Source organism: Novosphingobium sp. BL-S-19 (assembly GCF_055521675.1).
Map to the genome: position 1 here is coordinate 1,359,753 of NZ_CM145497.1, position 25,884 is coordinate 1,385,636.

13 protein-coding genes and 1 pseudogene are annotated in these 25,884 nt (G+C 66.1%); 9 read left to right on the plus strand and 5 right to left on the minus strand.

Translation table 11 applies throughout. The features are described 5' to 3' along the window. Window positions 1-79 precede the first annotated feature (79 nt). From ACZ1JV_RS05860 to ACZ1JV_RS05875, 4 genes are all read left to right on the plus strand, one after another. A complete protein-coding gene (locus ACZ1JV_RS05860) occupies window positions 80-4,831 on the plus strand; it encodes a MupA/Atu3671 family FMN-dependent luciferase-like monooxygenase (RefSeq protein ID WP_465148749.1) in 4,752 nt (1,583 codons plus the stop codon). A 4-nt stretch (window positions 4,832-4,835) separates the two neighbouring features. Next, window positions 4,836-11,339, plus strand: a complete 6,504-nt coding sequence (locus ACZ1JV_RS05865) for an SDR family NAD(P)-dependent oxidoreductase (protein ID WP_465148750.1) — start codon at window positions 4,836-4,838, stop codon at window positions 11,337-11,339. A gap of 92 nt (window positions 11,340-11,431) precedes the next feature. Continuing rightward, window positions 11,432-12,409 carry a glycosyltransferase family 2 protein gene (locus tag ACZ1JV_RS05870; RefSeq protein WP_465148751.1) on the plus strand — a complete coding sequence of 326 codons (978 nt, stop codon included), beginning with the start codon at window positions 11,432-11,434 and terminating at the stop codon, window positions 12,407-12,409. A 118-nt stretch (window positions 12,410-12,527) separates the two neighbouring features. Further along, a complete protein-coding gene (locus tag ACZ1JV_RS05875; RefSeq protein ID WP_465139776.1) occupies window positions 12,528-13,145 on the plus strand; it encodes a 4'-phosphopantetheinyl transferase family protein in 618 nt (205 codons plus the stop codon). Between the two features lie 31 nt (window positions 13,146-13,176). On the opposite strand, the gene ACZ1JV_RS05880 is transcribed toward ACZ1JV_RS05875, so the two are convergent. Both ACZ1JV_RS05880 and ACZ1JV_RS05885 read right to left on the minus strand, forming a co-directional pair. Further along, the gene (locus ACZ1JV_RS05880; RefSeq protein ID WP_465139775.1) at window positions 13,177-13,437 is read right to left on the minus strand and encodes a response regulator transcription factor; all 261 of its coding nucleotides are present in this window, start codon (window positions 13,435-13,437) and stop codon (window positions 13,177-13,179) included. A 262-nt stretch (window positions 13,438-13,699) separates the two neighbouring features. Then, window positions 13,700-14,566 carry a LuxR C-terminal-related transcriptional regulator gene (locus ACZ1JV_RS05885; RefSeq protein ID WP_465148752.1) on the minus strand — a complete coding sequence of 289 codons (867 nt, stop codon included), beginning with the start codon at window positions 14,564-14,566 and terminating at the stop codon, window positions 13,700-13,702. Between the two features lie 442 nt (window positions 14,567-15,008). Here ACZ1JV_RS05885 and rfbA point away from each other — a divergent pair. Continuing rightward, window positions 15,009-15,961, plus strand: a pseudogene (rfbA, locus tag ACZ1JV_RS05890) (glucose-1-phosphate thymidylyltransferase RfbA). A 12-nt stretch (window positions 15,962-15,973) separates the two neighbouring features. Here the strand turns inward: rfbA and ACZ1JV_RS05895 are convergent. Then, a complete protein-coding gene (locus ACZ1JV_RS05895) occupies window positions 15,974-16,528 on the minus strand; it encodes a CHAP domain-containing protein (protein WP_465148753.1) in 555 nt (184 codons plus the stop codon). A gap of 515 nt (window positions 16,529-17,043) precedes the next feature. Here ACZ1JV_RS05895 and ACZ1JV_RS05900 point away from each other — a divergent pair. The 3 genes from ACZ1JV_RS05900 (at window position 17,044) to ACZ1JV_RS05910 (ending at window position 19,062) form a co-directional block, all read left to right on the plus strand. After that, window positions 17,044-17,220 carry a hypothetical protein gene (locus tag ACZ1JV_RS05900; RefSeq protein ID WP_465139771.1) on the plus strand — a complete coding sequence of 59 codons (177 nt, stop codon included), beginning with the start codon at window positions 17,044-17,046 and terminating at the stop codon, window positions 17,218-17,220. 85 nt (window positions 17,221-17,305) lie between these two features. Continuing rightward, window positions 17,306-18,709 (plus strand): aldehyde dehydrogenase family protein, encoded by a 1,404-nt coding sequence (locus ACZ1JV_RS05905; protein WP_465148754.1) that lies wholly within the window; start codon window positions 17,306-17,308, stop codon window positions 18,707-18,709. Next, entirely contained in the window at window positions 18,706-19,062 is a 357-nt protein-coding gene (locus ACZ1JV_RS05910; protein WP_465148755.1) for a gamma-glutamylcyclotransferase family protein, read from the plus strand. The genes ACZ1JV_RS05905 and ACZ1JV_RS05910 overlap by 4 nt, the downstream gene beginning before the upstream one ends. A 242-nt stretch (window positions 19,063-19,304) precedes the next feature. Here the strand turns inward: ACZ1JV_RS05910 and ACZ1JV_RS05915 are convergent, their stop codons facing one another. Both ACZ1JV_RS05915 and ACZ1JV_RS05920 read right to left on the minus strand, forming a co-directional pair. Next, window positions 19,305-23,786 (minus strand): autotransporter outer membrane beta-barrel domain-containing protein, encoded by a 4,482-nt coding sequence (locus ACZ1JV_RS05915; protein ID WP_465148756.1) that lies wholly within the window; start codon window positions 23,784-23,786, stop codon window positions 19,305-19,307. A 96-nt stretch (window positions 23,787-23,882) separates the two neighbouring features. Then, on the minus strand, window positions 23,883-24,683 hold the full coding sequence (locus ACZ1JV_RS05920; RefSeq protein WP_465148757.1) for an SDR family NAD(P)-dependent oxidoreductase: 801 nt from the start codon (window positions 24,681-24,683) through the stop codon (window positions 23,883-23,885). An 83-nt stretch (window positions 24,684-24,766) separates the two neighbouring features. Between ACZ1JV_RS05920 and ACZ1JV_RS05925 the strand changes: the two genes are divergently transcribed. Beyond that, window positions 24,767-25,717, plus strand: a complete 951-nt coding sequence (locus tag ACZ1JV_RS05925) for a LysR family transcriptional regulator (protein WP_465148758.1) — start codon at window positions 24,767-24,769, stop codon at window positions 25,715-25,717. The last annotated feature ends 167 nt before the right edge of the window (window positions 25,718-25,884 follow it).

Sequence of the window (25,884 nt, forward strand, 5' to 3'; positions counted from 1 at the left end):
CCATGAAATTCCGGACTGAGTTGATGAAATGGCCGTTCCGTGACGGAGCCGATAGGCTGTTTGGACAAGGAGGAAGTCCATGGGTGGGACGACTGACGTGACTATCGATCCTCTTGTTGCAGCTTCCAGTATCGAACCCGGCAGTAGTGATCGCGCGCAAATGCGCACGATACTTGTCGGCAACGAGACGCTTCTTGCCGAATGCGGGGAATTGCTGCGCGCGAACGGCCATGCGATCGTTGCAGTGCTGGCATCGCCTTCCTCTCCGGCGGCGGCTTGGGCGCGGCGCGCCGGGATCCCGCTGTTCTCTCGCCAACGCGACTTGCTGGCAGGCGGGACCGGCTCGGTCGACTGGCTGTTCAGCATTTCCAACCTTTCGGTGCTTCCCGGCGAAGTTCTGGCGCTGGCGGCGCGCGGCGCGGTCAATTTCCATGATGGTCCTCTGCCGGATCGGGCCGGCCTGAACACGCCGGTCTGGGCGCTGCTGGATAATGCAGCGGCTCATGGCGTGACCTGGCACCTGATGACGCGCGAGGTCGATCGCGGCGCGGTGCTGGCGGCGGAAACTTTCTCGATTGCTGAGGGGGAAACCGCGCTTTCGCTAAATACCCGTTGTTTCGAGGCCGGCTTGCGCAGCTTTGCAACGATCGTGGCCGATCTGCAGGGCGCGGTGGCCACTGCCGTTCCGCAGGAGCAACCGCCCCTGCGGATGTTCGGCCGCGCAGACCGCCCGGCTGCCGCCGCAACGATCGACTGGACGCGCCCGGCTGCAGAAATCGCGCGGCTGGTGGGGGCGCTGGACTATGGCGCTTATGCCAACCCGATGGGCGCCCCGAAGGCGCTGCTGGGCGACCGGCTGGTACTGGTGAAGGGCGTGACCGTTCTCGACAGTCATTCGGGGGGGCATTCGGGGGGGCATTCGGGCGCGCTGCCGGGCACGATCCTGCATTCCGGCCCCGCACCCATCGTTGCGACGGGTCATGGCGATATTCGGATCGAGGGGCTGGCCGATCTCGACGGCGCGCCGCTGGATGTGCTGGAAGGCGGCGTGTTCGACACCCTTGATGTCGACCAGCGCGCCAGCCTTGAGACGCTGGATGCGGCCGCCGGTCGGTTCGAGGCGTGGTGGCGCCGCCGTCTGGCCCAGCGCGAAAGCCTGCAACTGCCCGCTTTTCGCCCGCCTTCGCCAGAGAGCGGACCGGTCTGGACCTCGCTCGACATGCCGTTGCCCGAAGGGTGCGGGGCGATGGCGGCATTGACCGCGATGATCGCCTGCCTTGCCCGCTGCGCAGACCGGGACAGCGTGGAAATCGGCTATGGCGACGAAGTGGGGCGCTCGCGGCTGGAGGATGTCGCCCCGTGGTTTGCCGGGGAAGTGCCGTTCAAGGTCGGGGTGGATTTCGATGCGCCGCTGGCGGTTCTGCGCGAGACGGTGGAACGCGAAATCGCCGACCTGCATCGCCATGTCGCCGTGGCCCGCGATCTGATCGCGCGCAGCCCGGAACTGCGGGGCGGTGCGGGTTTCGCTCATCCCGTCAGCGTGGATCTGGTCGACAGCCTTGCCGATGCGGAACCGTCCAAGGGCACTGTGCTGGCCATCGCGATCTGCGCAGCATCCGCAACATGGCGCTGGACTTTCGATGCCACCCGCGTCCTGCCGGACGAGGTGGACGATCTGCGCGGCGCTTTCGAAGCGATGCAGTCCGCCGCTGCCGTTTCGCCCGAACTGCCGGTGGGCCGTCTGCCGCTGCTGACCGAAGCCGAACGCGATCGCGTGATCGTGCAATGGAATGCGACCGAGGCGCCCCCACTGCCCCTGGCGACGTGGTATGAGGGCTTCGCCGCGCAGGCCGCCCGCACGCCCGAGCGGACGGCGGTGACCGCGTGCGGCACTGCGCTTTCCTATGCGGCGCTGGACGCGCTTTCCAACCGCATCGCCCATGCCCTGATCGCGCGCGGTGTCGGGCCGGATGTGCTGGTGGGCCTGCACCTTTCCCGCTCGGTGGAGATGCTGGCCTGCCTGATCGGCATTCACAAGGCGGGCGGTGCCTACGTTCCGCTCGATCCTGCCTATCCGCGCGACCGGCTTGCCCACATGGTCGCGGATTCGGGCATGAGGCTGATCCTTACCGAAGCGGCGCTGGTGGGCGATCTGGCCACCGGCGATGCCAAGGTGGTGCGGATCGAAGACCTGCGCGCCGGGCTTGCCGCGTTTCCGGACAGCCCGGTCGAGCGCCGGTCTGGCGGCGATCACCTTGCCTACATGATCTACACCTCGGGCTCTACCGGGTTGCCGAAGGGCGTGATGGTGGAGCATCGCAACCTGCTGAACTTCTTCGCAGGCATGGATGCCAAGCTGGAGCACGAGGGCACCTGGCTGGCCGTCACCAGCCTCAGCTTCGACATCTCGGTTCTGGAGCTGCTCTGGCCGCTGATGCACGGTTATCACGTCGTCATCGCCAATGAGCGCGAAGTGCGCGGCGATATCAGGCCGGCGGCTGCGCAGCGCCATGTGGGTTTCAGCCTGTTCTACTTCGCCAGCTCCAGCGCGGGCAGCGCGGCGGAGCAGTACCGCCTGTTACTGGAAGGCGCGCGTTTTGCCGACGCCCATGGGTTCGAGGCGGTGTGGACGCCGGAAAGGCACTTCCACGCTTTCGGCGGGCCCTATCCCAATCCCTCGGTGGCCGCCGCCGCCATCGCCGCCAGCACCACGCGGGTGCAGATCCGCGCGGGCAGCGTGGTGGGCACGCTGCACCACCCGCTGCGCATTGCCGAGGAATGGGCACTGGTGGACAACCTTTCGGGCGGCCGCGTGGGCATCGCCTTCGCCTCTGGCTGGCAGCCTGACGACTTCGTGTTCAACCCGGCCGCCTTCGCGGACAAGGCAGGCACCTTGCGCCGCTGCATGGACGACGTGCGCGGGCTCTGGCGCGGGGAGGCGCGGTCCTACCCCGGCCCGCTGGGCAACGATGTGGAAATCCGGACCTATCCGCGCCCCGTTCAGCCCGAACTGCCGGTATGGATCACCTCGGCCGGCAATGTCGCGACCTTCATCGAGGCCGGCCGCGTGGGTGCCAATGTGCTGACCCACCTGCTGGGTCAGTCGATCGAGGACGTGGCCGAAAAGCTGGCCGCCTATCGCGCCGCGTGGCGTGAGGCAGGGCATCCCGGCGATGGCCATGCCACGCTGATGCTGCACACATTCCTGGGCGAGGACGAGGCCACCGTGCGCCAGATCGTGCGGGAGCCGCTGATGGAATACCTGCGCACGGCCACCAACCTGCTGCACCAGTATGCCTGGTCCTTCCCGGCCTTCAAACGGCCGGGCGGCGAAGTGGAGGCGATCAGCCTGGACACGCTGAGCGCGGAAGAGACCGACGCGCTGCTGGAACATGCGTTCGAACGCTATTTCGAAACCAGCGGCCTGTTCGGCACGCCGGAGGACAATCTGGAACTTATCGCCCGGCTCTCCGCAGTTGGCGTGAATGAAGTGGGCTGCCTGATCGATTTCGGCGTGGCGGTGGATACCGTGATCGGCCACCTGCCGGTGCTGGACCGGCTGCGCGCGCGTGTGCAGGCGGGGCAGGGCGGCCAGGATGCGGCGGACACCTCGCTGCACGAACTCATGGCGCGCCACGGGGTTACGCATCTCCAGTGCACGCCCTCGCTGCTGCAGGTGCTGGCCGGCGATCCCGCCGCACGCCCGGCGCTGGCCGCACTGCGCCGGCTGATGGTGGGCGGAGAGGCATTCCCGCCGCAACTGGCGCAGGACATGGCCGGGCTGGTCCACGGCCGCGTCATGAACATGTACGGGCCGACGGAGACGACGGTGTGGTCCGCCGTCCACGTTCTGGATCCGGGCGAAGCCGCCCCGCCGCTCGGGCGGCCGCTGGCCAACCAGCAGATCTACATTCTCGACCGCCGGCAGCAGCCGGTTCGGCCCGGAACGCCCGGCGAACTGGTGATCGGCGGCGCCGGCGTCGTGCGCGGATACCATGCGCGGCCCGAGCTGACCGCAGAGCGCTTCGTCTCGCACCCCTTTACGGCCGGAGAGCGGGCCTACCGCACCGGCGACCTTGCCCGCCAGCGCGCCGACGGCACGTTGGAGTTCCTTGGCCGGTTGGACCATCAGGTAAAGATACGCGGCTATCGCATCGAACTGGGCGAGATCGAGACGGCGCTGACCGCGCATCCCGCCGTCGCCGAGGCGGTCGTCGCGGCCCGGCGGGACGGCGCGGCGACTCGGCTGGTGGGCTATCTCTCGTTCCGCGATGCCCCCGTGCAGGTGGACGTGCTGCGCGAACATCTGCGCGCCGGCCTGCCTGAATTCATGGTGCCCGGCACGCTCGTGGTGCTGGACGCACTGCCCCGCACGCCGAACGGCAAGATCGACCGCCACGCGCTGCCGGATTCGGCAACGGTGGCCCCCGCCGCCCCGCAGACCGACACCGCCGCGGAGGCAAGCGCTGCGGAAACGACGCCGCTGACCGAGATCGAGGCGCAGATCACCGCCGTCTGGTGCGATCTGCTGAAAGTGCCGCATGTCGGCCGCGGAGAGAACTTCTTCGATATCGGCGGCCATTCGCTGCTGGCCATTCAGGCGCATCGCCGCCTTGCCGCCATCGCGCCGCGTCCGCTGGCGCTGACCGACGTATTTCGTTTTCCCACCATCGCCGCGCTGGGCGCGCACCTTTCCGCCGGAGAGGCAAGCGATCCATCCGCGCCGCGCGAGATGAACGAGCGCGCGCTGGCCCGCCGTTCCGCACTGATGCGGCGCGGCGCGGTGCGGGCAGGTCCGCGCGTGGGCACGCCAATCGGATCGGGGTTCTGAGATCATGCACCAGTCGTTCGGCTCCTTCGACGATGGCACGCTTGCCGCTGCCGGTTCGTCCATCGCCATCGTCGGCATGTCCTGCCGCTTCGCCGGCGCGCGCGATCCCGACGAATTCTGGGCCCTGCTGCGGGACGGGCGAGAGGGGATAGAGACGCTGGCCGAGGCGGACCTGCTGGCCGCCGGCGTTTCTGCAGCGCTGCTGCGCAACCCGGACTATGTGCGCCGCGCCGCCCCACTGGCCGATATGGAATGCTTCGATGCCGCGCTGTTCGGCCTGAGCCAGCGCGATGCGGCGATCATGGACCCGCAGCACCGCCATTTCCTGGAATGCTCGTGGGAGGCGCTGGAAGATGCCGGCCACACCCCGCAAGGTTTCGCTGCCGATACCGGCGCGGGAGCGGGGGGCACCATCGGCGTCTTCGCCGGATCGGGCCACAATGCCTACATGCCCTTCAACCTGCTGACCAACGGCAAGTTGGTAAAGGACGTGGGCCTGTTCCTGCTGCGCCATACCAGCAACGACAAGGATTTCCTGACCACCCGCGTCTCCTACCTGCTGGACCTCAAGGGCCCGAGCATCAATGTGCAGACCGCCTGCTCCACGTCGCTGGTGGCGATCCACATGGCGATGCAGAGCCTGCTTTCGGGCGAGTGCGACATGGCGCTTGCGGGCGGCGCCTCCATCGAACTGCCGCACCGTCAGGGCTATCTCTACGAGGAAGGGGAAGTCCTTTCGCCGGATGGGATGTGCCGCCCGTTCGATGCGGCATCGAAGGGCACCGTGTTCGGCAGCGGTGTCGCCGTGCTGGCGCTGCGCCGGCTGGAGGATGCCATTGCCAGCGGCGACCACATCCACGCGGTGCTGCGCGGTTCCGCCATCAACAACGATGGCAGCGGCAAGGTGGGCTATCTCGCGCCCAGCGTTGACGGGCAGGCTGCGGTCATTGCCGAGGCGCTGGCGGTTTCCGACGTGGATCCTGCCGAAATCGATTATGTGGAGGCCCATGGCACCGGCACGCCGATCGGCGATCCGATCGAAGTGGCCGCGCTCACCCAGGTCTTCGCCCCGTCGTTCGCGGGCGGCGCGGATCCTGCGAAGCGCTGTGCGCTCGGCTCGGTAAAGGCGAATATCGGCCATACCGATACCGCTGCGGGCGCCGCCGGCGTGATCAAGGTGGCGCTGGCCATGCGCCATGGGGAGATCCCGGCGGTTCCGCATTTCACCAAGGCAAATCCCGATTGTGCGCTCGATGCCAGCCCCTTCACGGTGCCGGCCTCGAACGTGCACTGGCCCCGGCGTGCTCACGCCCCCCGACGCGCCGGGGTCAGCTCCTTGGGTGTGGGCGGCACCAATGCCCACGTGGTGATGGAGGAAGCCCCCCTTCGCGCACCCGGCAGCACCAGCCGCCGGTGCCAGCTGCTGTTGGCATCGGGGCAGGGGGTGGATGCCGCCCGCGCCAATCTTGCGGTATTGGGCGGCCATTTCGCGCGGCATCCCGAAACCTCGCTGGCCGATGCCGCCTTCACGCTGATCGCCGGGCGCCGCCATCTGCCGGCGCGGCGCTTTGCCGTCGCGACCGACGCTGAGGCCGCCGTAACCGCGCTGGAATCGGCGGCGCTGGACATGGCGGTCCGGCCACCCTGTGTTCCCGGTCGTCCGGTCGCATTCCTGTTCTGCGGCGGCGGTCCCCAGCATGTGGACATGGCGCGCGATCTTTACGAGACCGAGGCGGTGTTCCGGGCCGAGGTCGATCGGGGGCTGGCGCTGGCGGCAGGGATCGGCGTGCCGGACTTGCGGCGCTGGCTGTTCCCGCAAGAAGCGGACCGCGCCCGCGCCGTGGAGGAACTTGAGCGGCCCTCCATGGCGCTGCCCGCCTTGTTCATCGTGCAGACCGCGCTGGCGCGGCTGTGGATGTCGATTGGGATCGCGCCCACGGCGATGATCGGGCATAGCTGCGGCGAATATGCGGCGGCGCACATTTCCGGCGTGGTCGATCTGGAAACAGGGCTGCGCATCGTTCATGCCCGTGGCCGCCTGTTCGAAACCACCGGCGAAGGGGCGATGCTGGGCGTGCCGCTATCCGAAGCGGAACTGGCGGCGATCCTGCCAGCGGACTTGTCCATCGCCACGATCAACGCGCCGCGCCTTTGCGTCGTGTCGGGCGCTGCGGGGGCGATCGCCCGGTTTCAGGAAGAACTGGCCGCGCAGGAGATAGAGACCCAGCCGATCCCGATCACCGTGGCTGCGCATTCGCCGATGCTCGATCCCATCCTGCCCGAATTCCGCAGCCTGCTGCAGGGCATGGTCTTGCGGGCGCCGACGATCCCGTTCGCGTCCAACCTGACCGGCGACTGGGTTCGCACCGAAGAGGCGCGTGATCCCGAATACTGGGTTCGCCATTTGCGGGAACCGGTGCGCTTCACCGATGGCTTGCAGCGCCTGTTGGACGATCCCGAACGCCTGCTTCTGGAAGTGGGCCCCGGCCGCACGATGGCCAGCCTTGCCCGCCATCATCCCGGACGCCCGGCGACGCAGCCGGTCGTGAGTTCGATGCGCCACCGCGATCAGGCGGTGGCGGACGATGCCTGCTGGATGCAGGCGCTGGGCGAGCTTTGGGCCGCCGGCGTCGATGTGGACTGGAAGGCATGGTGGGGAAGCGAAAGGCGGCTGCGCATTCCGCTGCCGACTTACCGTTTCCAGCGGCAGCGCCACTGGATCGAGCCGGGCCAGAGCCTGATGAGCGCGGCGGCCGATGCGGCAGACGATACCCGGCTGGACCTGGCCGACTGGGCGAACGAGCCGGTCTGGTCGCGCTGCGACTTTCCGGCGGGAGAGCCGATGGAAGGCCCGGCGCTGGTGCTTTGCGATGAAGCCGGCTTCGGCGATCGTCTGGCGGCACGTCTGCGCGCAAAAGGCGTCTGCGTCGCCACGGTGCGGGCCGGCAAGCGCTGCCTGGAAACGGCGGAAGGCGCCTATGTCGTGCGGCCGGGACAGCGGATGGATTGGGGCTGGCTGCTCGGCCGGCTCGCGGAACGGGATCTGCTGCCGCGCCAGGTGCATCATTGCTGGCTGGTATCGGGCGACGCCGGCCCTGGCCACTCGATTGTCCGTCAATCCACGGAGCAGTGCCTTGAGCGCGGGCTCTACAGCCTTGCGGCGCTGGCCCCCGAACTGGCCGATGCCTGCGATGGTCGGGACGTAGCCGTGGCGCTGGTCACCAATCACGCGCAAGGCATCGGCGGCGAAGCCGTCAGCGCGCCGCTAAAGGCAACTGCCATTGGCGCCGCGCGCACGGTATCGGCCGAGTATCCGGGGCTGCGCCTGCGCGCCATCGACATCGATCATGTCGCAGGCGCCCACCCCAAGGCGGTTTCCGCGCTTGCCGACTGGGTGATCGCCGCCATCGCCGAGCCGGATGGCCGCGATCTGGCAGTGCGCGGCGGGGAGGGCTGGACGCTCGATCATCGCATGGTCGCAGGCGCGCTTCCGGCAGAGCGACCGGGCTGGCTGCGCAAGGGTGGCACTTACGCGATCACCGGCGGCCTTGGCGGCATCGGCCTGACCATCGCGCGCGATCTGGCAAGCCGGTTCGGTGCGCGGATCGTGCTGATCGGCCGGACCCCGCTGCCCCCGCGCGATCGCTGGGCCACGCTGCTGGCTCGTGGAGAATTGCCGCTCGCGAGCGAGGAACGTGTCCGCAAGCTGCTGGCGCTGGAGGCGGCGGGCGCGGAAGTCGAACTGGTCACGGCCGATGTGACCGATGTCCGCGCTTTGCGGCGGGGCCTGCGCCGCGCAGAGGCGCGGTTCGGGCCGATCACCGGCGTCTTCCACGCCGCCGGCACGCTGGACGATGGCCTGATCGAAACGCGAACCCATGCCGACATGCAATCGGTGTTGCGGCCCAAGGTGGACGGCACGCTGGCGCTGGAACAGGCATTGCAGGGCCGCGAGCCCGAATTCATCGCGCTGTTCTCCTCGATCAGCGCCTTTGCCGGCATTCCCGGCCAGATCGATTACGCCGCCGCCAATGCGTTCCTGGACGCCTATGCCCGCGCGCGCCGGCACGATCCGGTTACGCGCGTGCTGTCGATCGGGTGGAGCCAATGGGCCGAAGTCGGCATGGCCGCCGCGCTCAACCGGCAGGACAGCGCAGTCGGCGAGATGCCGGCGAACCTTGGGCCGGCCGAGGCGATCAGCCATCCTTTCCTGGATGCGATCCACCGGATCTCCAGCCAGGAATTCGTTGTCACCGGCACCCTGTCTCCCCAGCGGGACTGGGTGCTTGACGAGCATCGGGTCGCCGATGCGGGGGCGCTGCTGCCCGGGACCGGTTATCTCGAACTGGCCCGGGCGGCGGTCGCCCTGACAATGCCCGGACCGCTGGAGTTTTCGGATTTCTCGTTCCTGCGCCCGTTCCGCGTCGCCGATGGGGAGGCGCGTGCGCTGCGCATCCACGCCCGGCGCCGGGCCGAAGGGGGATGGCGCGTGGCCATCCTTGGCCGACCCGAAACGGGTGGCGACTGGGTGGAACATGCGCGCGGACTGGTGCGCAGCCACGCCGCCGCGCCGCTGAACGCCGCGCTCGATCTGGACGCGATTGCGGAGCGTTGCCGGCCGGGCAGCGGCGGCAGCGCCGATCAGCCGAAAATGCAGTTCGGCCCGCGCTGGCAAAACCTCTCCCGCACGCTGCTGGGCAGAGGTGAGGCGCTGTTGCAGTTGGAATTGCCCGAGCGGTTTCGCGGCGATCTTCAAGAGATCGCCCTTCACCCTGCCTTGCTCGATTTCGCGACTGCGGGCGCGCAGGCATTGATCCCCGGCCGCGATCCGCTGCAGGATTTCCACGCCCCATTCACCTATCGCAGGTTCCTGCTCCACGCCCCGCTGCCGGCGGAGATCGTCAGCCACGTGCGGCTGCGCGGTGGAGAGGACGGTGGGCACACGGCCGTGTTCAACGTCACGATCACCGATCCGGACGGCATGGTGCTGGCCGAAGTCTGCGAATTCACGATGATGCGGGTTGCCGATACCGGGCAATTGGGCCGTGACGGCGCCCCCCCGCAAGGCGTCGCCGTCGGCACGCCCTCTCACGGGACTCTGGCGGAAGCGATCCTGCCGGAAGAGGGCGTGCAGGTGGTGCACCGCCTGCTGTCTGGGCCAGGGCGTTCGCATACGGTGATCTCTCCCTATCCGCTGGCCGGCGTGTTGGCCCGTCTGCGCAAACCGACCCGGCGCGCCCCGGCAAGCGGCAGCGGCGCCGATCCTGCCGACCTTCCCGCGACCGAGGCGGAGAGGACCATCGCCGATCTCTGGTGCGACCTGCTGGGCATGGAATCGGTTGGCCGGCACGACAATTTCTTCGATCTTGGCGGCCATTCGCTACTGGCCGTGCAGTTCACCAACCGCTTGCGCCGCAAGACCGGGCAGACGCTGCCGCTGGCGGCGATGCTGGGGCAGCCGACCGTGGCCAATCTGGCGGCGATCATCGATCCGGACAGCCGGGCCATTGGCAATGTCGGCGATGCTGCCGCTGTCGATACGGCCGAAGACGGCATTATCACCATCCGCAAGGGAGGGGCCGGCACGCCGCTGTTCCTCATCCATGACGGGCTGGGCGAAACGCTGCTCTATCGCGGGCTCGCGCTTCGTCTGGATACCTCGCGCCCGGTGCTGGGGCTGGAGCCGCTGCGCAAGGCGGACGGCAACTATGCCCATACCCGGATAGACGAGATGGCGACCCATTTCGTCAGTCGGATTCGGCAGGCGCAGGCCACCGGCCCTTATCTGCTGGGCGGGCTTTGCGCTGGCGGCGTGATCGCCTTCGAGGTTGCGCGGCAGTTGCAGGATCTGGGCGAGCAGGTGGCCTTCGTGGGCATCATCGATGCCGCCGATGTAGAGGCGCGCAAGCTGCGCTTCCGCAATTCACGCCTGCGCCTGGCGCGTGTGCGTGCACGGGTGGCCGGGCTCGGCACCAAGCAGGTGCTGTCCGAACTGGCGCGGCGGGGATGGAACATGGCGCGTTGGGAAGTGGGATCGCGCGTTAGGCTGATCCGCGATCGCCGCGAGGTCCAGTCGCTGCGCGCCGGAAGCGGTCCCGCACCGGCCGGCCCGGCGCCACGGCCCGCCATGTCGTTTCTCAAGCTTTACGAAGTGGCGCACCGCGAACACCGGCCGCAGGGGATTTTCGAAGGCGGCATGGTGGCCCTGTTCAAGGCCAGCCACCTGACGGACCTGCCGGACGATCTGCCGTACCGCATGACCTATCGCGATTATGCGCTGGGCTGGGGCAAGCGGGTGCGTGACGAGATCGTGATCGTGGACGTGCCGGGCGGGCATGGCAGCAACCTGCAGGAGCCCCATGTCGATACGCTGGCCCCCCTGTTCCAGGAGGCGCTGGATAGCGCGCTGGCCGAAACCGCCTTGCGATCCGCCGATGCGCGGCGCGAACCCATCGGAGTGCCCGCAGACATCATTCCCGTCGAAATGCTGGGAGTTGCCGCGGAATGACGGCGGTTCCCGTGGCAGACGCGGCCGCCCCGAAAGCCAGCTCAACATCGGGGCCAAAATCAGGGCCAACATCGTGCGTCGACGTCGTCCTTGTGAATTATCGAACCGGGCCGCTGGTGGTCGCCTGCTTGGAAAGCCTTGCCGCCGAGCGCGCGCCCGATCTGCAATTGCGGGCTTTCGTGGTGGACAATGCATCGCCCGACGATTCCGCCGCCGTGATCGAGAAGGCCATAGAACGCCGCGGCTGGAACTGGGCGCGGCTGATCCGCTCGCCCGTGAATGGCGGTTTCGGCGCGGGCAACAACATGGGCTTTGCAGAGCTGCTGGCACAGGAGGACCCGGCCGAAACGGTCTGGCTGCTCAATCCCGACACCCGCGTGATGCCGGGCGCGACACGGACCCTCACACGTTTCATGGCGCGCGCGCCGGCCGCAGGCATAGTCGGAACCGGGCTGCTGGAAGGTGACGGGCAGCCCTGGCCCTACGCCTTCCGCTTTCCCAGCATCCTGGGCGAGTTGGAGGGGGGGCTGCGCTGGAGTGTGGCTTCGCGCGTGCTGGCGGACAGCGCCGTCCTGCGCCCCATGGGCAGCGCCCCCATGCCGGTAGACTGGGTAAGCGGCGCAAGCATGGCCATCCGCCGGGAGGTGCTGGAGGCCGGCCTGCGTTTCGATGAGGACTTTTTCCTCTACTACGAAGAAACCGACTTCTGCCGAATGGCTCGCGCCGAAGGCTGGCAATCGTGGTATCTGCCGAACGCGCTGGTGCTGCACATTGCTGGACAGAGCACAGGGGTGAAGGAGGGGGATTCCGGCCGGCGGCGCATGCCGGAATACTGGTTCGATTCGCGCCGTCACTATTTCGTGAAGAACCATGGGCGCGCCTACGCAATGGTGGCCGACATGGCCTGGATGGTTGCGCGCGGGGTGTTCGAGGTCAAGCGGCGGCTTTCGCGGCAGCGGCAAACGGATCCCTACCGGTTTATGCGCGATTTTGCCCGCCACAGTGCACTGGTGCCGCCATGGGCGCGCGATCGAAAGCGAGAGCAGGGGCGCGGATTCGGCCGTGCATAGCGCTTCGCCTGCATGGATGGGGGACGGGGCAGGAGCGTGGCGTGCGGGCAGCGCGCTGAAACGAGCCGGCCTTGCGGGGACGCGGATAGCGGCGCCATTCCCGTTGTGGCTGGTGACAGTGCCCGACGCGCTCGACAGCGATCTCGTCGCCTGTCTGGACCATGCGGAAAGCGCCCGGGCCGGACGTTTCATCAATGGCTTTCTGTCCCGCCGCTATCTGGCCGCGCATTGCGCCTTGCGGGTGCTGGGCGAATACTATTTCGGGGTGCCGGCAGCGCGCCAGCGCTACGTGCCGAACGCATTCGGAAAGCCCTGTCTGTCCGGTGCCGGCGGGGCGCAGTGCAGCATCAGCTACAGCCGCGAAGCGATATTGATCGCATGGTCGGCCGATTGCGAAATCGGCGTGGATGTGGAAACGGTGCGTCCCATCGCGGATGCCGCGGACCTGGTGGCGCTCCACTGCACGTCGGCCGAGCGGGCGGCTCTGGAAGCGGCTGGTCCGCTCACCGATCTCGCCTTCCTGGGCGTGTGGGTCAGGAAGGAGGCCTGCATGAAGGCATTGGGCAAGGGGTTCGCATGTCCGCCGTCATCGTTCGACTGCGGTATCGGGCACGGCCTTACGTCCTGTTTCGGAACTTGCGCCGTGGAAGTCGAAGGACACCACATCGATTGCGGTAATTACGACCTGAAGGGCGACCTTGCGGTCGCTTGGGCCCGGCGGCGCCTGGTGGGCTGACCGGGACCATCGGCATGAACTGCCTGTTGGCTTATTGCTGGGGCTGAAGCAGGCCTTCGCGAATGACATGCGCGATCATGTGGGCCCGATTGCGCGTCCTGGTCTTCAGGCGCACATTTTCCACGTGGCGTTCAACCGTGCAGGGCGCAATATTCAATTCGATGGCCGTTTCTTTTGCCGAACGACCCATCGCAACATAACGCAGAACGTCCAATTCCCGTGCAGTCAGTTGCACGGCATCATCATTGCCAAATCTATGCATGAAATTCCCCCATTTAATTGATGAGGTCAACTTGGCCTCCTCTGTAGTGTTACCTAGTGACCGGGGCGAGTCACGCTATATTTTGGGCAACGGGACTTCCGGATGGATTTGCACGAAGGTATCTTTGGCATCGCATGAGCCTGGGCAATTCATACTAAATCGCCGGGTGAGCGTAGGTCCTGCTCCGTGAGAGTTATGTTGACGTTTGCACACAAGGAAAGCTCACCGTCGCCGAGACAGGGATGAAAATCGACGAGCGTGTTGGGATAATGGCGCAAAAATGCGGCAGCTGTTAGCTAACAAAATCGCCGCGATGGAAGGGCTTGCGCCTTGGGGCGATCCGTTCTGCCGCGGCGGCGAATCGAGCCTGGTGATGCATCCCGCTGCTGCCATGCGCTGTGATGCCGGCTGTCGCCTCGCGCTGTCGCCGCAAAGGTTCTGCCAGCGCCAGTTCACCCGCCATCACCGCTGCCTGGGTGCGGTTGCGCACGCCCAGCTTCTTCAGGATCGACTTCACGGTCGCCTTCATGGCGGATTCGCTGACCCCCAGATCACGGGCGATCGCCTTGTTGGGTAGTCCCTGCCCCAGATGGGCAAGCACGCGCCGTTCCCGTTCGTTCAGGTTGTAGATGTCGACCTGGGGGCGCTGGGGCGGGCAACTCGTAACCAGTAAGATATTGTCCAGCAGATCGACCAGTTCGGGTGGCGCCACCTTCTGGCCAACGGCCACCATCTGCATCATCGCCACCAGCGATTGATAGGGGACATGGTCCAGAAAGTAGGCATAGGCGCCCGCGGCATAGATCGCGACCATCTGCGAAAAGTCGAAGCTATCGACCAGGGTGACGATGCGCGTGCCGGGAAAGCGGTCCCGCAGGGCGGACACGGTACCGGCGCCGTCGATGCCCAGCAGCGATCGGTCGATCACCAGGATATGGGGATTGCCGGTGGGCGGCGGCGCGCTTGGGTTCAGGGAAGCGGGCGGGGAAAGCACCTGACCCTGCCCCAGAACTTGGCCTGGAACTTGCCCGCTTGCCGGGCCAAGTTCTGCCAGATCGTCCACGGTCTCGACGATCTCGAACCAGGAATCCGAAAGAATACGGCGCACGCCCTCTCGGACGAGTGCATTGCGTATTGCTAGGGAGACTGCGGTAGCCATAGGGATCGATCGCCTCTGTTCTCCAATGCGCCAAGGATTGCAGCGCCTCAGACGAGGTGGCCGTATGTGCTGCTCCGCCAAGCAGAAATATTCGGGCAATGGTATTACAGATCTAATTTCGCCTCATCCTATAGTTATTAACGGTTCGTCGCAATCGGCACATGCTTTGGCGTTTGTCCAAATCGGAGCCGGCGTCTTTCGGTGGCGGATCGATTTTCGGCGGAAAGAGCCATGTCGACTGATCTGGCAGGCGGACGTATGCCTGCCATTCCCTTGGTGATTTCAGGGTGGTGAAAATCGGGATGGGGTATGGTGGTCCCTAGCGTGGGTATGGGCAACTGGCCCGCTTTTTGGCTTTAATCGCCGGGAATAGTGCGAAATCGGTGTTGCCATGCACGGTGTAACCGTGTCCGGTACGGTTCGCTCACTGTCGGGAGTTCGCATGAAGGGCATTATCCTCGCCGGCGGAAGCGGCACCAGGCTCTACCCCATGACGCTGGCCGCTTCGAAGCAGCTCATGCCGGTCTATGACAAGCCGATGATCTACTATCCGCTCAGCACCTTGATGCTGGCGGGGATCCGGCAGGTGCTGGTGATCTCCACGCCGCGAGACCTGCCGGCGTTCCAGGGCTTGCTGGGTGACGGCAGCCAGTGGGGCATGGAAATCGAATATGCCGAACAGCCCCGCCCCGAAGGGCTGGCGCAGGCCTATGTGATCGGGGCCGACTTCGTGGCCGGCGGCCCATCGGCGCTGATCCTGGGGGACAATATCTTCCATGGGCACGGGTTGCCGGAACTGCTGGCGCGTGCTGGAGGACAGGCCAACGGGCAGGCCAACGTGCAAGGCCGCGCGGGAGCGAGTGTCTTCGCCTATCACGTGCAGGATCCGGAACGATACGGCGTGGTGGAATTCGACGCCGAGATGAATGCCGTCTCCATCGAGGAAAAGCCGGAACTACCCCGCTCGAACTGGGCGGTGACCGGGCTGTACTTCTATGATGCGCAAGTGGTGGACATCGCCGCGGACTTGCGCCCCTCGGCGCGGGGCGAGTTGGAGATCACCGACGTCAACCGGATCTATCTGGAGCGCGGGGCGCTGTCGGTGGAACTGATGGGGCGGGGCTATGCCTGGATACCGGCACGCCGGAAAGCCTGATGGACGCCGCCGAATTCGTGCGCATTCTGGAAAAGCGCCAGAGCATGAAGATCGCCTGCCCGGAAGAAATCGCGTTCCGCCGCGGCTTCATTGACGATCGCGAACTGGAACGGTCGATCGTCCGGCTCGGCAAATCGGACTATGCGCGGTACCTGCAAGGGGTGCTGGCGCAGGGGCGCCTTGCGGATGGCGTTGTGGAAGAGGAAGCCGCGCCGGTCAGGCTGGTAGGCTCCCGCTAGAGCCTTTCAAAATCAGCCGGCGTCGCTTTCGTCATCGCCGGCGGCGGCGATAACGGTGCTGGTCGTGCCGTTCGCGTCGGTGCTGGTTTCGGCATAGATGAAGCCGAAAACCGGATTGCTGCGCGAACCCAGGCCGCCGGAGGGGGCGTACCACACGCGCACTTCGCTCCAGTCACCGGCGGCGGACACGTCTTCCGCCAGGGCGCCGCGCTCGATCCGGCCGGGCGACGACCAGTTGGCGTGGTCCAGCAGGATGTGGCGCGAATCCACGATCTTCTCCACGACGGCGACATGGCCCAGCGGCATTGCCTGCGAAGGCGCCATCGCCAGCACCGCGCCGATCTTCGGCGCATTGCCGCGGGCGTAGACGCCGCGCGCCTTGTCCCACCAGGTCCAGGCATTGCCGTGGATCTCGATCCCGGAATGGTCGCGGGCATAAGGCACGCACTGCAGCGGCGAAGCGAGGGCCTGCGAGGAAAAACCGCCTGCAAGACCCAGGGTGGCGGCCAGCGCCAGCAGCGCGCGCAGCCCGAACGAGCGCGCCGAAGTATTGATCGTGTTGTTCATGCTACCCGAAGATGCTTTGACAAGAGAGACCCACTCGCCGTGTTACCGGCGCCACCCGCAATTCTTTCAAGATGCCCTCCCGGCGACCCGCTGACGATGTCGCGATGACATCACGGACAGGAAGGCGTTTCCGAACGGTCTGCCCTGTTCCGATCGCGATTGATCGAAGAAGCCGATTCGTCCGGTGGACTTGGAAAAGCAGCCGGCCGAACAATTGGCCATCGCCATGCCTTGGATAGAGACACAGGCGCGGCGAATGGAGTGGCTTGGCGGGAACCAATGTGCGGTTAGGTGCCGTTCAGGTGCGCAACAGGTATTGGCCTTAGAGACCGTTTGAAATTCGCGAAATGCGAATTTTGCGGCACCGGCCCGCTCCCCCACCCTACCACCCATCGGTAGTATCCTGCGGGTGGTAGGGTGGGGGAGCGGGCCGGTGCCGCCTCAAAAATGCCCCTGCGGGCATTTTTGAGGCGGACTCTTAGAGGCGCGGCGTCGCGCTCAACGAAGGGAAGCTCGTGGTCGCCATCGGATGCCTGTCGCTTGTCGTCCTGCCGCTGTTGGGCCTTGTGATCGGCGGATTTCTTGGCGGCGCGGCAGGAGCACGGTGGGGAGCGGGGATCGGATTCGTCCTTGCGGCAACGCTTTGCGGAATCAGCAGCTATGCATTGGTGAAGGCCGCCCGGCGCAACTGAGGCTTCGCCGCGCGCACTTGCCTTGCGGGGGCTGCGGGCTCATGTCGTCATTCCCCCCAAACCAAGGCCTTAGGACGCATCGCGCATGGAACACGCACTACTTATCGACGGCAAGCTCGTGCCGGGCGCTTCCACGATGGAAGTCGTCAACCCGGCAACCGGTAGCCGCCTGGCGCTGGCCCCGCGTGCCGACGAAGCGCAAGCAGAGGCCGCGATTGTCGCCGCAGAACGGGCTTTTCCCGCTTGGGCAGCGCTTGGTTACGCGGATCGTCGCAGCTATCTTGAGCGGCTCGCGGCGGCGATGACCGCGCGAGCAGAGGATTTCGCCCGCCTGCTGACGCAGGAACAGGGCAAGCCGATCGATCAGGCGCGCGGCGAAGTGGGCGCTTCCATCGCGGCCATTGCCTATTATGCCGAGCAGGAACTGACGCCGCGCACCTTGCGCGAAACCGACGATGTGCGGATCGTGGAGCAGCGCTATCCGCTGGGAGTGGTGGCCGCGATTACGCCATGGAACTATCCGCTTTTGCTGCTGGTCGTGAAAATGGCGCCCGCGCTGATCACCGGCAACACCGTGATCGCCAAGCCCGCGCCGACGACTCCGTTGACCACGCTGCTGCTGGGCGAGGTTGCCGCAGAAATCCTGCCCGCAGGCGTGTTCCAGACGCTGGCCGACCAGAACGATCTGGGCGCCTTACTGAGCAGTCACCCCAAAGTTGCCCACGTCAGCTTCACCGGTTCGACGCCGACCGGCAAGAAAGTGCTGGCCAGCGCCGCCGACACGCTGAAGCGCTTCACGCTGGAACTGGGCGGCAACGATGCGGCGCTGGTGCTGGACGACGCCGACGTGGCCCGCGTTGCTCCACGCATCTTCGCCGGCGCGACAACCAATTCCGGCCAGATCTGCTTGGCGATCAAGCGAGTCTATGCGCCGCGCGACATGGTGGATGCGCTCTGCGACGCGCTGGCGCAGCAGGCGGGCGCCGCGGTCGTCGGCGATGGACTTGAACAGGGCACCACCATGGGGCCGATCCAGAACCGCGCCCAGTACGAAAAGGTGCTGGGCTTCATCGAGGAAGCCAAGGGGCAGGGCACGCTGGTGGCCGGCGGCGAGGCGATCCAAAGCGACGGTTATTTCATTGCCCCGACCATCGTGCGCGATCTGCCCGACGATGCCCGCCTAGTGCGGGAAGAGCAGTTCGGTCCGGTTCTGCCGGTGCTGGCCTATGACGATCTGGACGATGCGATTTCGCGCGTGAACGACAGCGACTACGGCCTTGGCGCGACGGTGTGGACCTCCGATGTGGAGCGCGGCATGGCCGTGGCATCGCGTATCGAAAGCGGCACCGTCTGGGTCAACCGCCATCTTGACCTGCCCTTCGACGTGCCGTTCGGCGGCGCCAAGCAGTCCGGAATCGGCCGTCAGCAGGGGATCGAAGGGATGGAGGATTTCACCCAGCCGCGCATCGTCAACGTGGCGCTCTCGTGAGCGGGATTGGCGAGGAGACCATCCTGCTGTTCTCCTATGGCACCTTGCGTGATCCGGCCGTGCAGCAAGCGCTGTTCGGCCGGCTGATTGATGGCGAGGCGGACGCCATTCCGGGCTGGCGGCAGCGTATGATCGAAATTACCGATCCCGAAGTCATCGCCAAGAGCGGCACGCGCTGGCACCCGATGGTGGAGCGCAGCGACAAGCCGGACGACGCGGTGGAAGGCACGCTGTTCAAGCTTTCGCCGGCCGATATCGCCAGCGCCGATGCCTACGAGGTAGACTACGAGCGCCGCGAGGTGCGTTTGCGCTCCGGCACGGTGGCGTTCATCTACGGCGATCCCGCCGAATAGTCGTCCGCGCCAAGCCGGGCCTTTGGGAAGTTGCCTTCGCGGTTCGCGGCTCGATCCTGCCGCGGATAGCAGGACGGTTGGTGTCCATCGCGGCGGTCTGCATCCTGGCCGTTAAGAGACCGTTCGCTTGAGATGAGTGATCCCTAAAAGCTGCCGCTAGCTCAACAGCAAGGGAAGTCGATACCTCTGGGCAGTGGAGAGGACGAAAGGGCGCCTTCCGCCGGGAGGTGCCCCTTCCATTATCAGAATTCCAGACGGAGGCCGGCATCGGCCTTCAGGCCGTAACTGTGGCCGATGTCGCGCATCGCCGTCTTGCCGGAGGCTTCGCCGAAGAGGCTGACGCCATGGCCGAGCATGACCGTGCCGCCCAGCCCGAACTCACCCCACAAACGATAGGTCTGGCGGGCAATCGCGGCACCGGAGACCTCCGCCACGGTTCCGTCGAGCCATTCGTAGCTGAGATTGGCGACGGCGTAGAGATGGCTCTGCGCGTCCTGCCGGTCGAGCGAGAAGCCCCAACGGGTCTTCAGGCTGTCTCCCAGCTTGGAGGAGACGCTGGCGCCATAGGGATCGACGAAACGGTTGAAGCTGGCCGTCGAATAGACCATCTGCACTTGCGGCGTAATCGACAGCTTGCCGCCCAGCGACGACTGCTTGCCCACTTCGACACTATAGGCCTCACCGCGCCCATCGTTGCTATCCACCAGCTTGCCCAGCGTCGCCGACTTCAGCGTGCTGTCGAACCAGGTGACTTGCGCGCGGCTGTCGACGTAGAAGCCCTGCGGCCCGAACCAGCTCAGCGTCGCGCCCAGGCTGTAGCCCTTGGTCTTGATGCTGCCATCGCCGAAGACGGACGAGATCTTGGCGCTTGCCTGACCGTAGCCCGCGACCACACCCAGGACCAGAGCCGCACCGTCGCTGCGCTGGCTGAGGACGTGATCGGCGCCGAGTTCCATCTTCCACGTATCGATGTTCACATCGCTGAGGCTGGTGGAGCTGACCGCGTTGGGGCGCGAACGCTGGCCCTCCATGCGGCCCCACACGCCGGACGGCTGGCCATCGGCATTCGCCATCCACTGCCGGTCGCCGGTGCGCTGGCGCATCGTGCCGATGTCGTTCAGCGCCAGCAGCGTCTGGCCGTAGGCCTCGTAGACCGGAACGCCCGGCTGGTAGAGCGGGGTTTCGGGGGTTTCCGGCGTGGTGCCGCCCGTGTCGAGCAGGCTGGAGCGCAAGTACCAGTCGCCGTCTGTCGGCGTGTCGACGCCGTTCTGGACAAGGCGATAGCCATAGGCGCCGGCAATGACGGCCTGATCGCCTTCGAACGTGTAGTCCCCTGCAAGGGCGAAGGTTCCGTTCGATACACCCGCCACGTCGACGACCTTGATGCCGTTCACCGTGGCGGCGCCAAGGCCGCCGCGATTGACGACCGTCACCGTCGTTGTGCCGGCCGTCGCGCCCGTTACAGAGAGCAGGTCGGTCTGGGAATTGTCGCCGCCGAGCTGCGCCTCGATCACCAGCTTGCCGTTGGATCCGGTGTAATCGCCGTCGATCGTCAGCGTGCCGAAGCCGTCACGGCCCGGTGCCAGCGTGCCGGCATTGGTCACGCTGCCGACATGCCCGGTGCCTTCCAGGCGAGCCTCGGCACCAATCGCCAGCATGCCGCCAAGTCGCCCGTCGACCGCCAGCGTACCGGCCGAAACCGTTGCCGCGCCCGAATAGGCGGCGCTGTTGCCGCTCAGCACCAGCGTGCCAAGGCCGGTCTTGGTGAGGGCAGCGGCACCGGTGATGGATCCTTCCAGCGTGAAGGTGGTGGCATTGGCCGCGGCGATCGCACCCGCGCCGGCCAGATCGAAGTCGCGGGCGCTGGTCACATTCGCGCTGGTTGCAAGGGTGCCACCATCCAGCGTTACCCCGCCGGTCGCCGCGCCAAGGTTGGCGTCCGCCGCGATCTGCACGGTGCCGCCGTTGATCAATGTTCCGCCGGTATAGCTGTTGGCACCGGAGAGCACGAGCGTGCCCGCATCCGTCTTGACCAGCTGCGTATCGCCGGTGAGCGCGGAGGCGATCGTGGCGGTGAAGCCGGCCCCGGCCGTGCTGCCGTCTCCGACGCGGACCGTCGTGGTCGGGCCGGTCAGCGCCAGCGCATCGCCGGTCACGGTGTAACCGTCGGCAGCGAACTGCATGCCTGAGGCGCTGACGGCGCCCAGGCTGTTATCGACCGTGACGGTGCCGCCGGTGCCGCCGAACACGGCGAAGCTGCCGTTCGAATAGCCCGCGTTCACATTGCCGCTGGCCTCGGTCCAGTTATCGTTACCGCCGCTGACCTGCCAGAGGCCGGAGCCACCGTTGATCGCCCCGTTGTTCTTGGGCCCGGCCGCGCCGTCCCAGAAATTGAGCGTGAGGCCGGAACTGTTCACCAGATTGACCTGTCCGGCGATCGCGGTTTGCACCGCAATATCGCTACCGGCCGGCGAAGTGCCGAGGCTCAGGCCGTTGTCGGTCAGCGTGCCGTCGTAGTTGAACAGGCGATAGACGCCGACATCGAAGGTGCCGCCTGCCGTGATCGACACGTCGACCGTGCCATCCAGCGTCAGATCGCCGCCCACGTTCACCAGATCGTTGAGCCCGCCGCCGGCAACGTTCGCCTCGCCGAAGGAGAACGCCAGCTTGCTGCCCGAGGATAGCGAGAGGTCACCCGCGATGGTGAGCGTGCCCGCCCCGCCGGCGCCCGGCGAGAGAGTGGCGCCATCGGCTACCGCAACATCGCCGCCGATGGTGCCGGTGCCGCCCAGCGTGGCGCCGGAAAGCACGGAGGTGAGCCCGGTCGCGGCGCTCTGATCGCCATTGACGAGCAGGGTGCCCGCCGTGATCGAGGTGCCGCCGGTATAGGCATTGTCGCCAGTAAGGATCAGGGTGCCGAGATCGGACTTCACCACTTGCGCCGAACCCGTCAGCACGCTGTCGATCGTCGCGGCGAAGCCCGCGCCGGCGGTGGTGCCGTCGCCCACGCGGATCAGCGACTGCGTGCCGGTCAACGTGATCACGTCTCCGGTCAGCACGTACCCGTCGCTGGCGAACTGCAGGCCCGATGCGGTGACGGCGCCCAGGCTGTCATCGACCGTGACGGTGCCCGGTGCGGCCATGAACACGGCGAAGGAATCGTTGGTATAGCCGGTGTTGAAGGTGCCGGTGATGTCGGTCCAGTTGTCGTTGCCGCTGGTGGCCTGCCATACGCCGTTGCCGCCGTCGACCGCGCCGTTCAGCTTCGGTCCGGCTGCGCCGTCCCAGAAATCGACGTTGGCGCCGGCCGAGTTGACGAGGTTCACTTGCCCCGCAACCGAGGTCTGCACCGAAACCGCACTGCCCGCCGGCATGGTGCCGATAGCGAGGCCGTTGTCGGTCAAAGTGCCGTCATAGCTGACCACGCGGTAGACGCCGGTGTTGAACTCGCCGCCCGTGGTGACGGTCGCGTTGATGGTACCGTCGAGAGTGAGGTTACCCTTCACCTGCGTAAGGTCGTTGAGGGGGCCGCCGACCACGTTCGACTGGCCGAACTCGTAATCGAGCAGGGAACCGTCGTTGAGCGTCAGGTTGCCGTTGATGGTGAGCGTGCCCGGACTGTTGCCCGGCGCGATCGTGCCGCCATCGGCCACCACCACATCGCCGCCGATGATGCCGCTGCCGCCCAGCGTACCGCCATTGAGCACGCTGGTGAGGCCGGTAGCGCCCGACTGGTCGCCATTGATGCGCAAGGTGCCGCCGGAGATCGTGGTCGCGCCGGTGTAGGTGTTGTTCGCGGTAAGGACCGTGGTGCCGGATACCTGGTTCACCGTGCCAGCACCGCTGATCAGCGCGCCGAAAGTATAGAGCGGATCGGTGTGGTTGAAATTGATCCGGCTGGATGCGCTGGTGGTCACGAAATCGGCATCGAGCGTGCCTGCGCCGGTCGCCACCGCGCTTTCGGCGCCGCCGATGTTGAGCGCGGCATTGCCCATGCCCATGTCGAATGTTCCGCCGCCGACGGTTACGGTGCCGCCATCGGCGATCGTCAGCGTGGGGCTGTTGGCGTTTGCGGTGGTGTTGATGAGCGACAGCGCGCCAGTGGTGACGAGGCGCGAATTCTGGCCGGTCACCAGCACGTCAACGGTCGGATTGGAGGCGCTACTTCCGGTGGCATAGCCGAGTACCGCGCTGGCAGCGCTCAGCACACCGCCATTGGCCACGGTTATCGTGCCGCGCCGCTGGGTCAGGGCGCCGCCTATGCTCCACTGCGCATCCGCGCCGGAAACGGTGACGTCCGCCCTCATGGCCGTCGCGGTCGCAAGGGTTCCATTCCCCAGCGTGACCGCGCCCGTGCTGGTCATCTGGGCACCGTCCAGGACATTGAGCGTCAGCGCGCCGAACGATGCGCCAGTGACCGTGCCGGTGTTGGTCAAGGTGGACCCGGCACCGATCACGTTCACGGTGCTGGCCGAACCCAAGCCGGTAGCCAGCGTCATGTTGCCGACCGAGGCATCGCCGCCGTTCTGCACGATCAGCGTGTTCCCGGAACCGGTGGCCATCGAAAGACCGGCAACAGATTTCAGCAGTGCGGTTGCACCATCGACGATGATCGATCCGCCGGCCGAGATCGTTATCGAGGATGTGCCGTTGATCTGGCCGCCCGACAGCAGGATCTTGCCGCTCACCGCGGTGGATCCCGTATAGGTGTTGGCGCCTGTCATCGTGACCGTTCCCGTGCCACTCTTGGTGAAATTGCCTGCGCCGGAAATCTTGCCCGTATAGGCCCAGTGGGTATGGCTCTACATGGCCTGACGCTGCTAAAACGCCGACTTCACAGTCCCACCGTCGACCCGGATTGTTGCACCATTGACGTAGTCGGCCAATCCACTCGACAGATAGACAACTGCACCGGCAATTTCCTCCGGTCGACCAAGTCGGCCAACGTCGTTCGGAACAATGTCGGCGACGCAGCCGCGTTCGATCTCTTCCCAGGTCTCGCCCCACCCCTGCTGCGGCGCCATGTTTTCCAGAAAGGTCTTCACCGCTGGCACAAGGATGGCCCCCGGCGCGACGACGTTCGATGTAACCCCAGTGCCCTTCAGCCTGCGTGCCAGCGATACCGCCAGATTGTGGCGTGCGGCCAGCGAAGCCTGGTAATGCGGGAGCATCGCCGTGGGCTGCTCGGCCAGCCCGCCGCCGATCTGGATCACCCGGCCCCAACCGCGCGAAACCATGACCGGGACGATCCGCTGGATCATGCGGACGCCGGAAAGGACATTCACTGCATATGCCTCGCTCCATTTGTCGGGCGTGGCGGTGTGCCAGTCATGGTGATGATAGGAACCAGCATTGTTGACGAGGATGTCCACGTCGCCGCCGGCAAGCGCCTGAGCGAGAACCAGATCGGCCCCTTCATCCGTGGCAAGGTCGCCGATCGCGACATCCGCCCGGCCGCCCGCTGCCCTGATCCCTTCGGCGACACTGTGTGTGCGGACTTCGTCCCGGCCATGGACGACAACGGCTGCGCCTTCCTCGGCGAGCATACGGGCGATCGCTTCGCCAAGGCCGGATGATGCTCCGGTTACGAGGGCACGGCGGGAATTCAGATTGGTGTTCATGGAGATGCATCCTGCCTCTTGCTGAGAACAGGAAAATGGAAGCAGAAGACTGTCTTGATTAGGCTGCTTAATCGGGATGCATCATGCGCAATAACAGGATAATCGGCCGAAACAGCCTGGGCGAGATCCAGGCCGCGCTTGAAGTCGCAGGCAGGAGCAGTTTCAGGGCAGCTGCAGAGGCGCTGGGAACTTCGCCCACGGCACTCAGCAGCACCATACGATCGCTGGAGGATCGGCTCGGCGTCAGGCTGTTCAATCGCACCACGCGCAGTGTGGCGCTGACACCGGCGGGAAAGGCATTTCTGGCGCGGGTTTCCCCGGCTCTGGCGGAGATTGAGCGCGCTGCCGAAGAGGCAAGCAATCAGGGCGCCGAACCATCCGGCGTGCTGCGGATCAACAGTTCGGTGACGGGCACCTATCAGATCCTCTCGTCGATCATGGGTCCGTTTTTGAAGCGATATCCGAAGATCGCCATCGAACTGACAACGGAAACGCGCCTGATCGATATCGTGAACGGGCAATGCGATGCGGGGATAAGGATCGCGGATTCGGTGCCGGCGGACATGGTTTCGGTGGCGTTGCCGTTTGGCCTCGATTTCTGTGTGGTGGCGGCGCCGGACTACCTGGCCATGCACCCCGGGCTCACGCAGCCGGCGGATCTGATGCACCATCATTGTCTCCGGGCCATGATGCCCGGCGGGGCGATTTACCGTTGGGAGTTCGAGCGTGGAGGAGAAGCCATGGCTCTCGATGCGCCCGGATCGCTGGTGCTGGACGATCAACTGCTGCTTCTCGAAGCTGCTCGCAGGGGGCTGGGTATAGCCTATCTGGCCCGGTCGGTGTGCGAAGAGGCGCTGGCGGCCGGTCGTCTGCGAAGCCTGTTGGACGACTGGATGCCACGGACACCGCCTCTCTCCCTCTACTACCCCCATAACCGCAACACCTCCTCAGCTTTGCGGGCTCTGGTCGATGTGATCCGCAACATGACCCGGGCGGTGGATGCGGAGGCGTTCGCAGTTTCTAACAGAGCATAACGCGCGTTTTTGCCCATCCTTTGCCAAGTCGGAGGGCCACAGCCACCACAGCAGCAAAGGCAATCCATGTCCCGGCGCTATCAAGCCAAAATCCGGCTCGTTCTCGGATTGGGTGCAGCCCTTTTGGCCGCCGCGACCGGCCTGATGCCCATAGGGCAGGGGAAAGC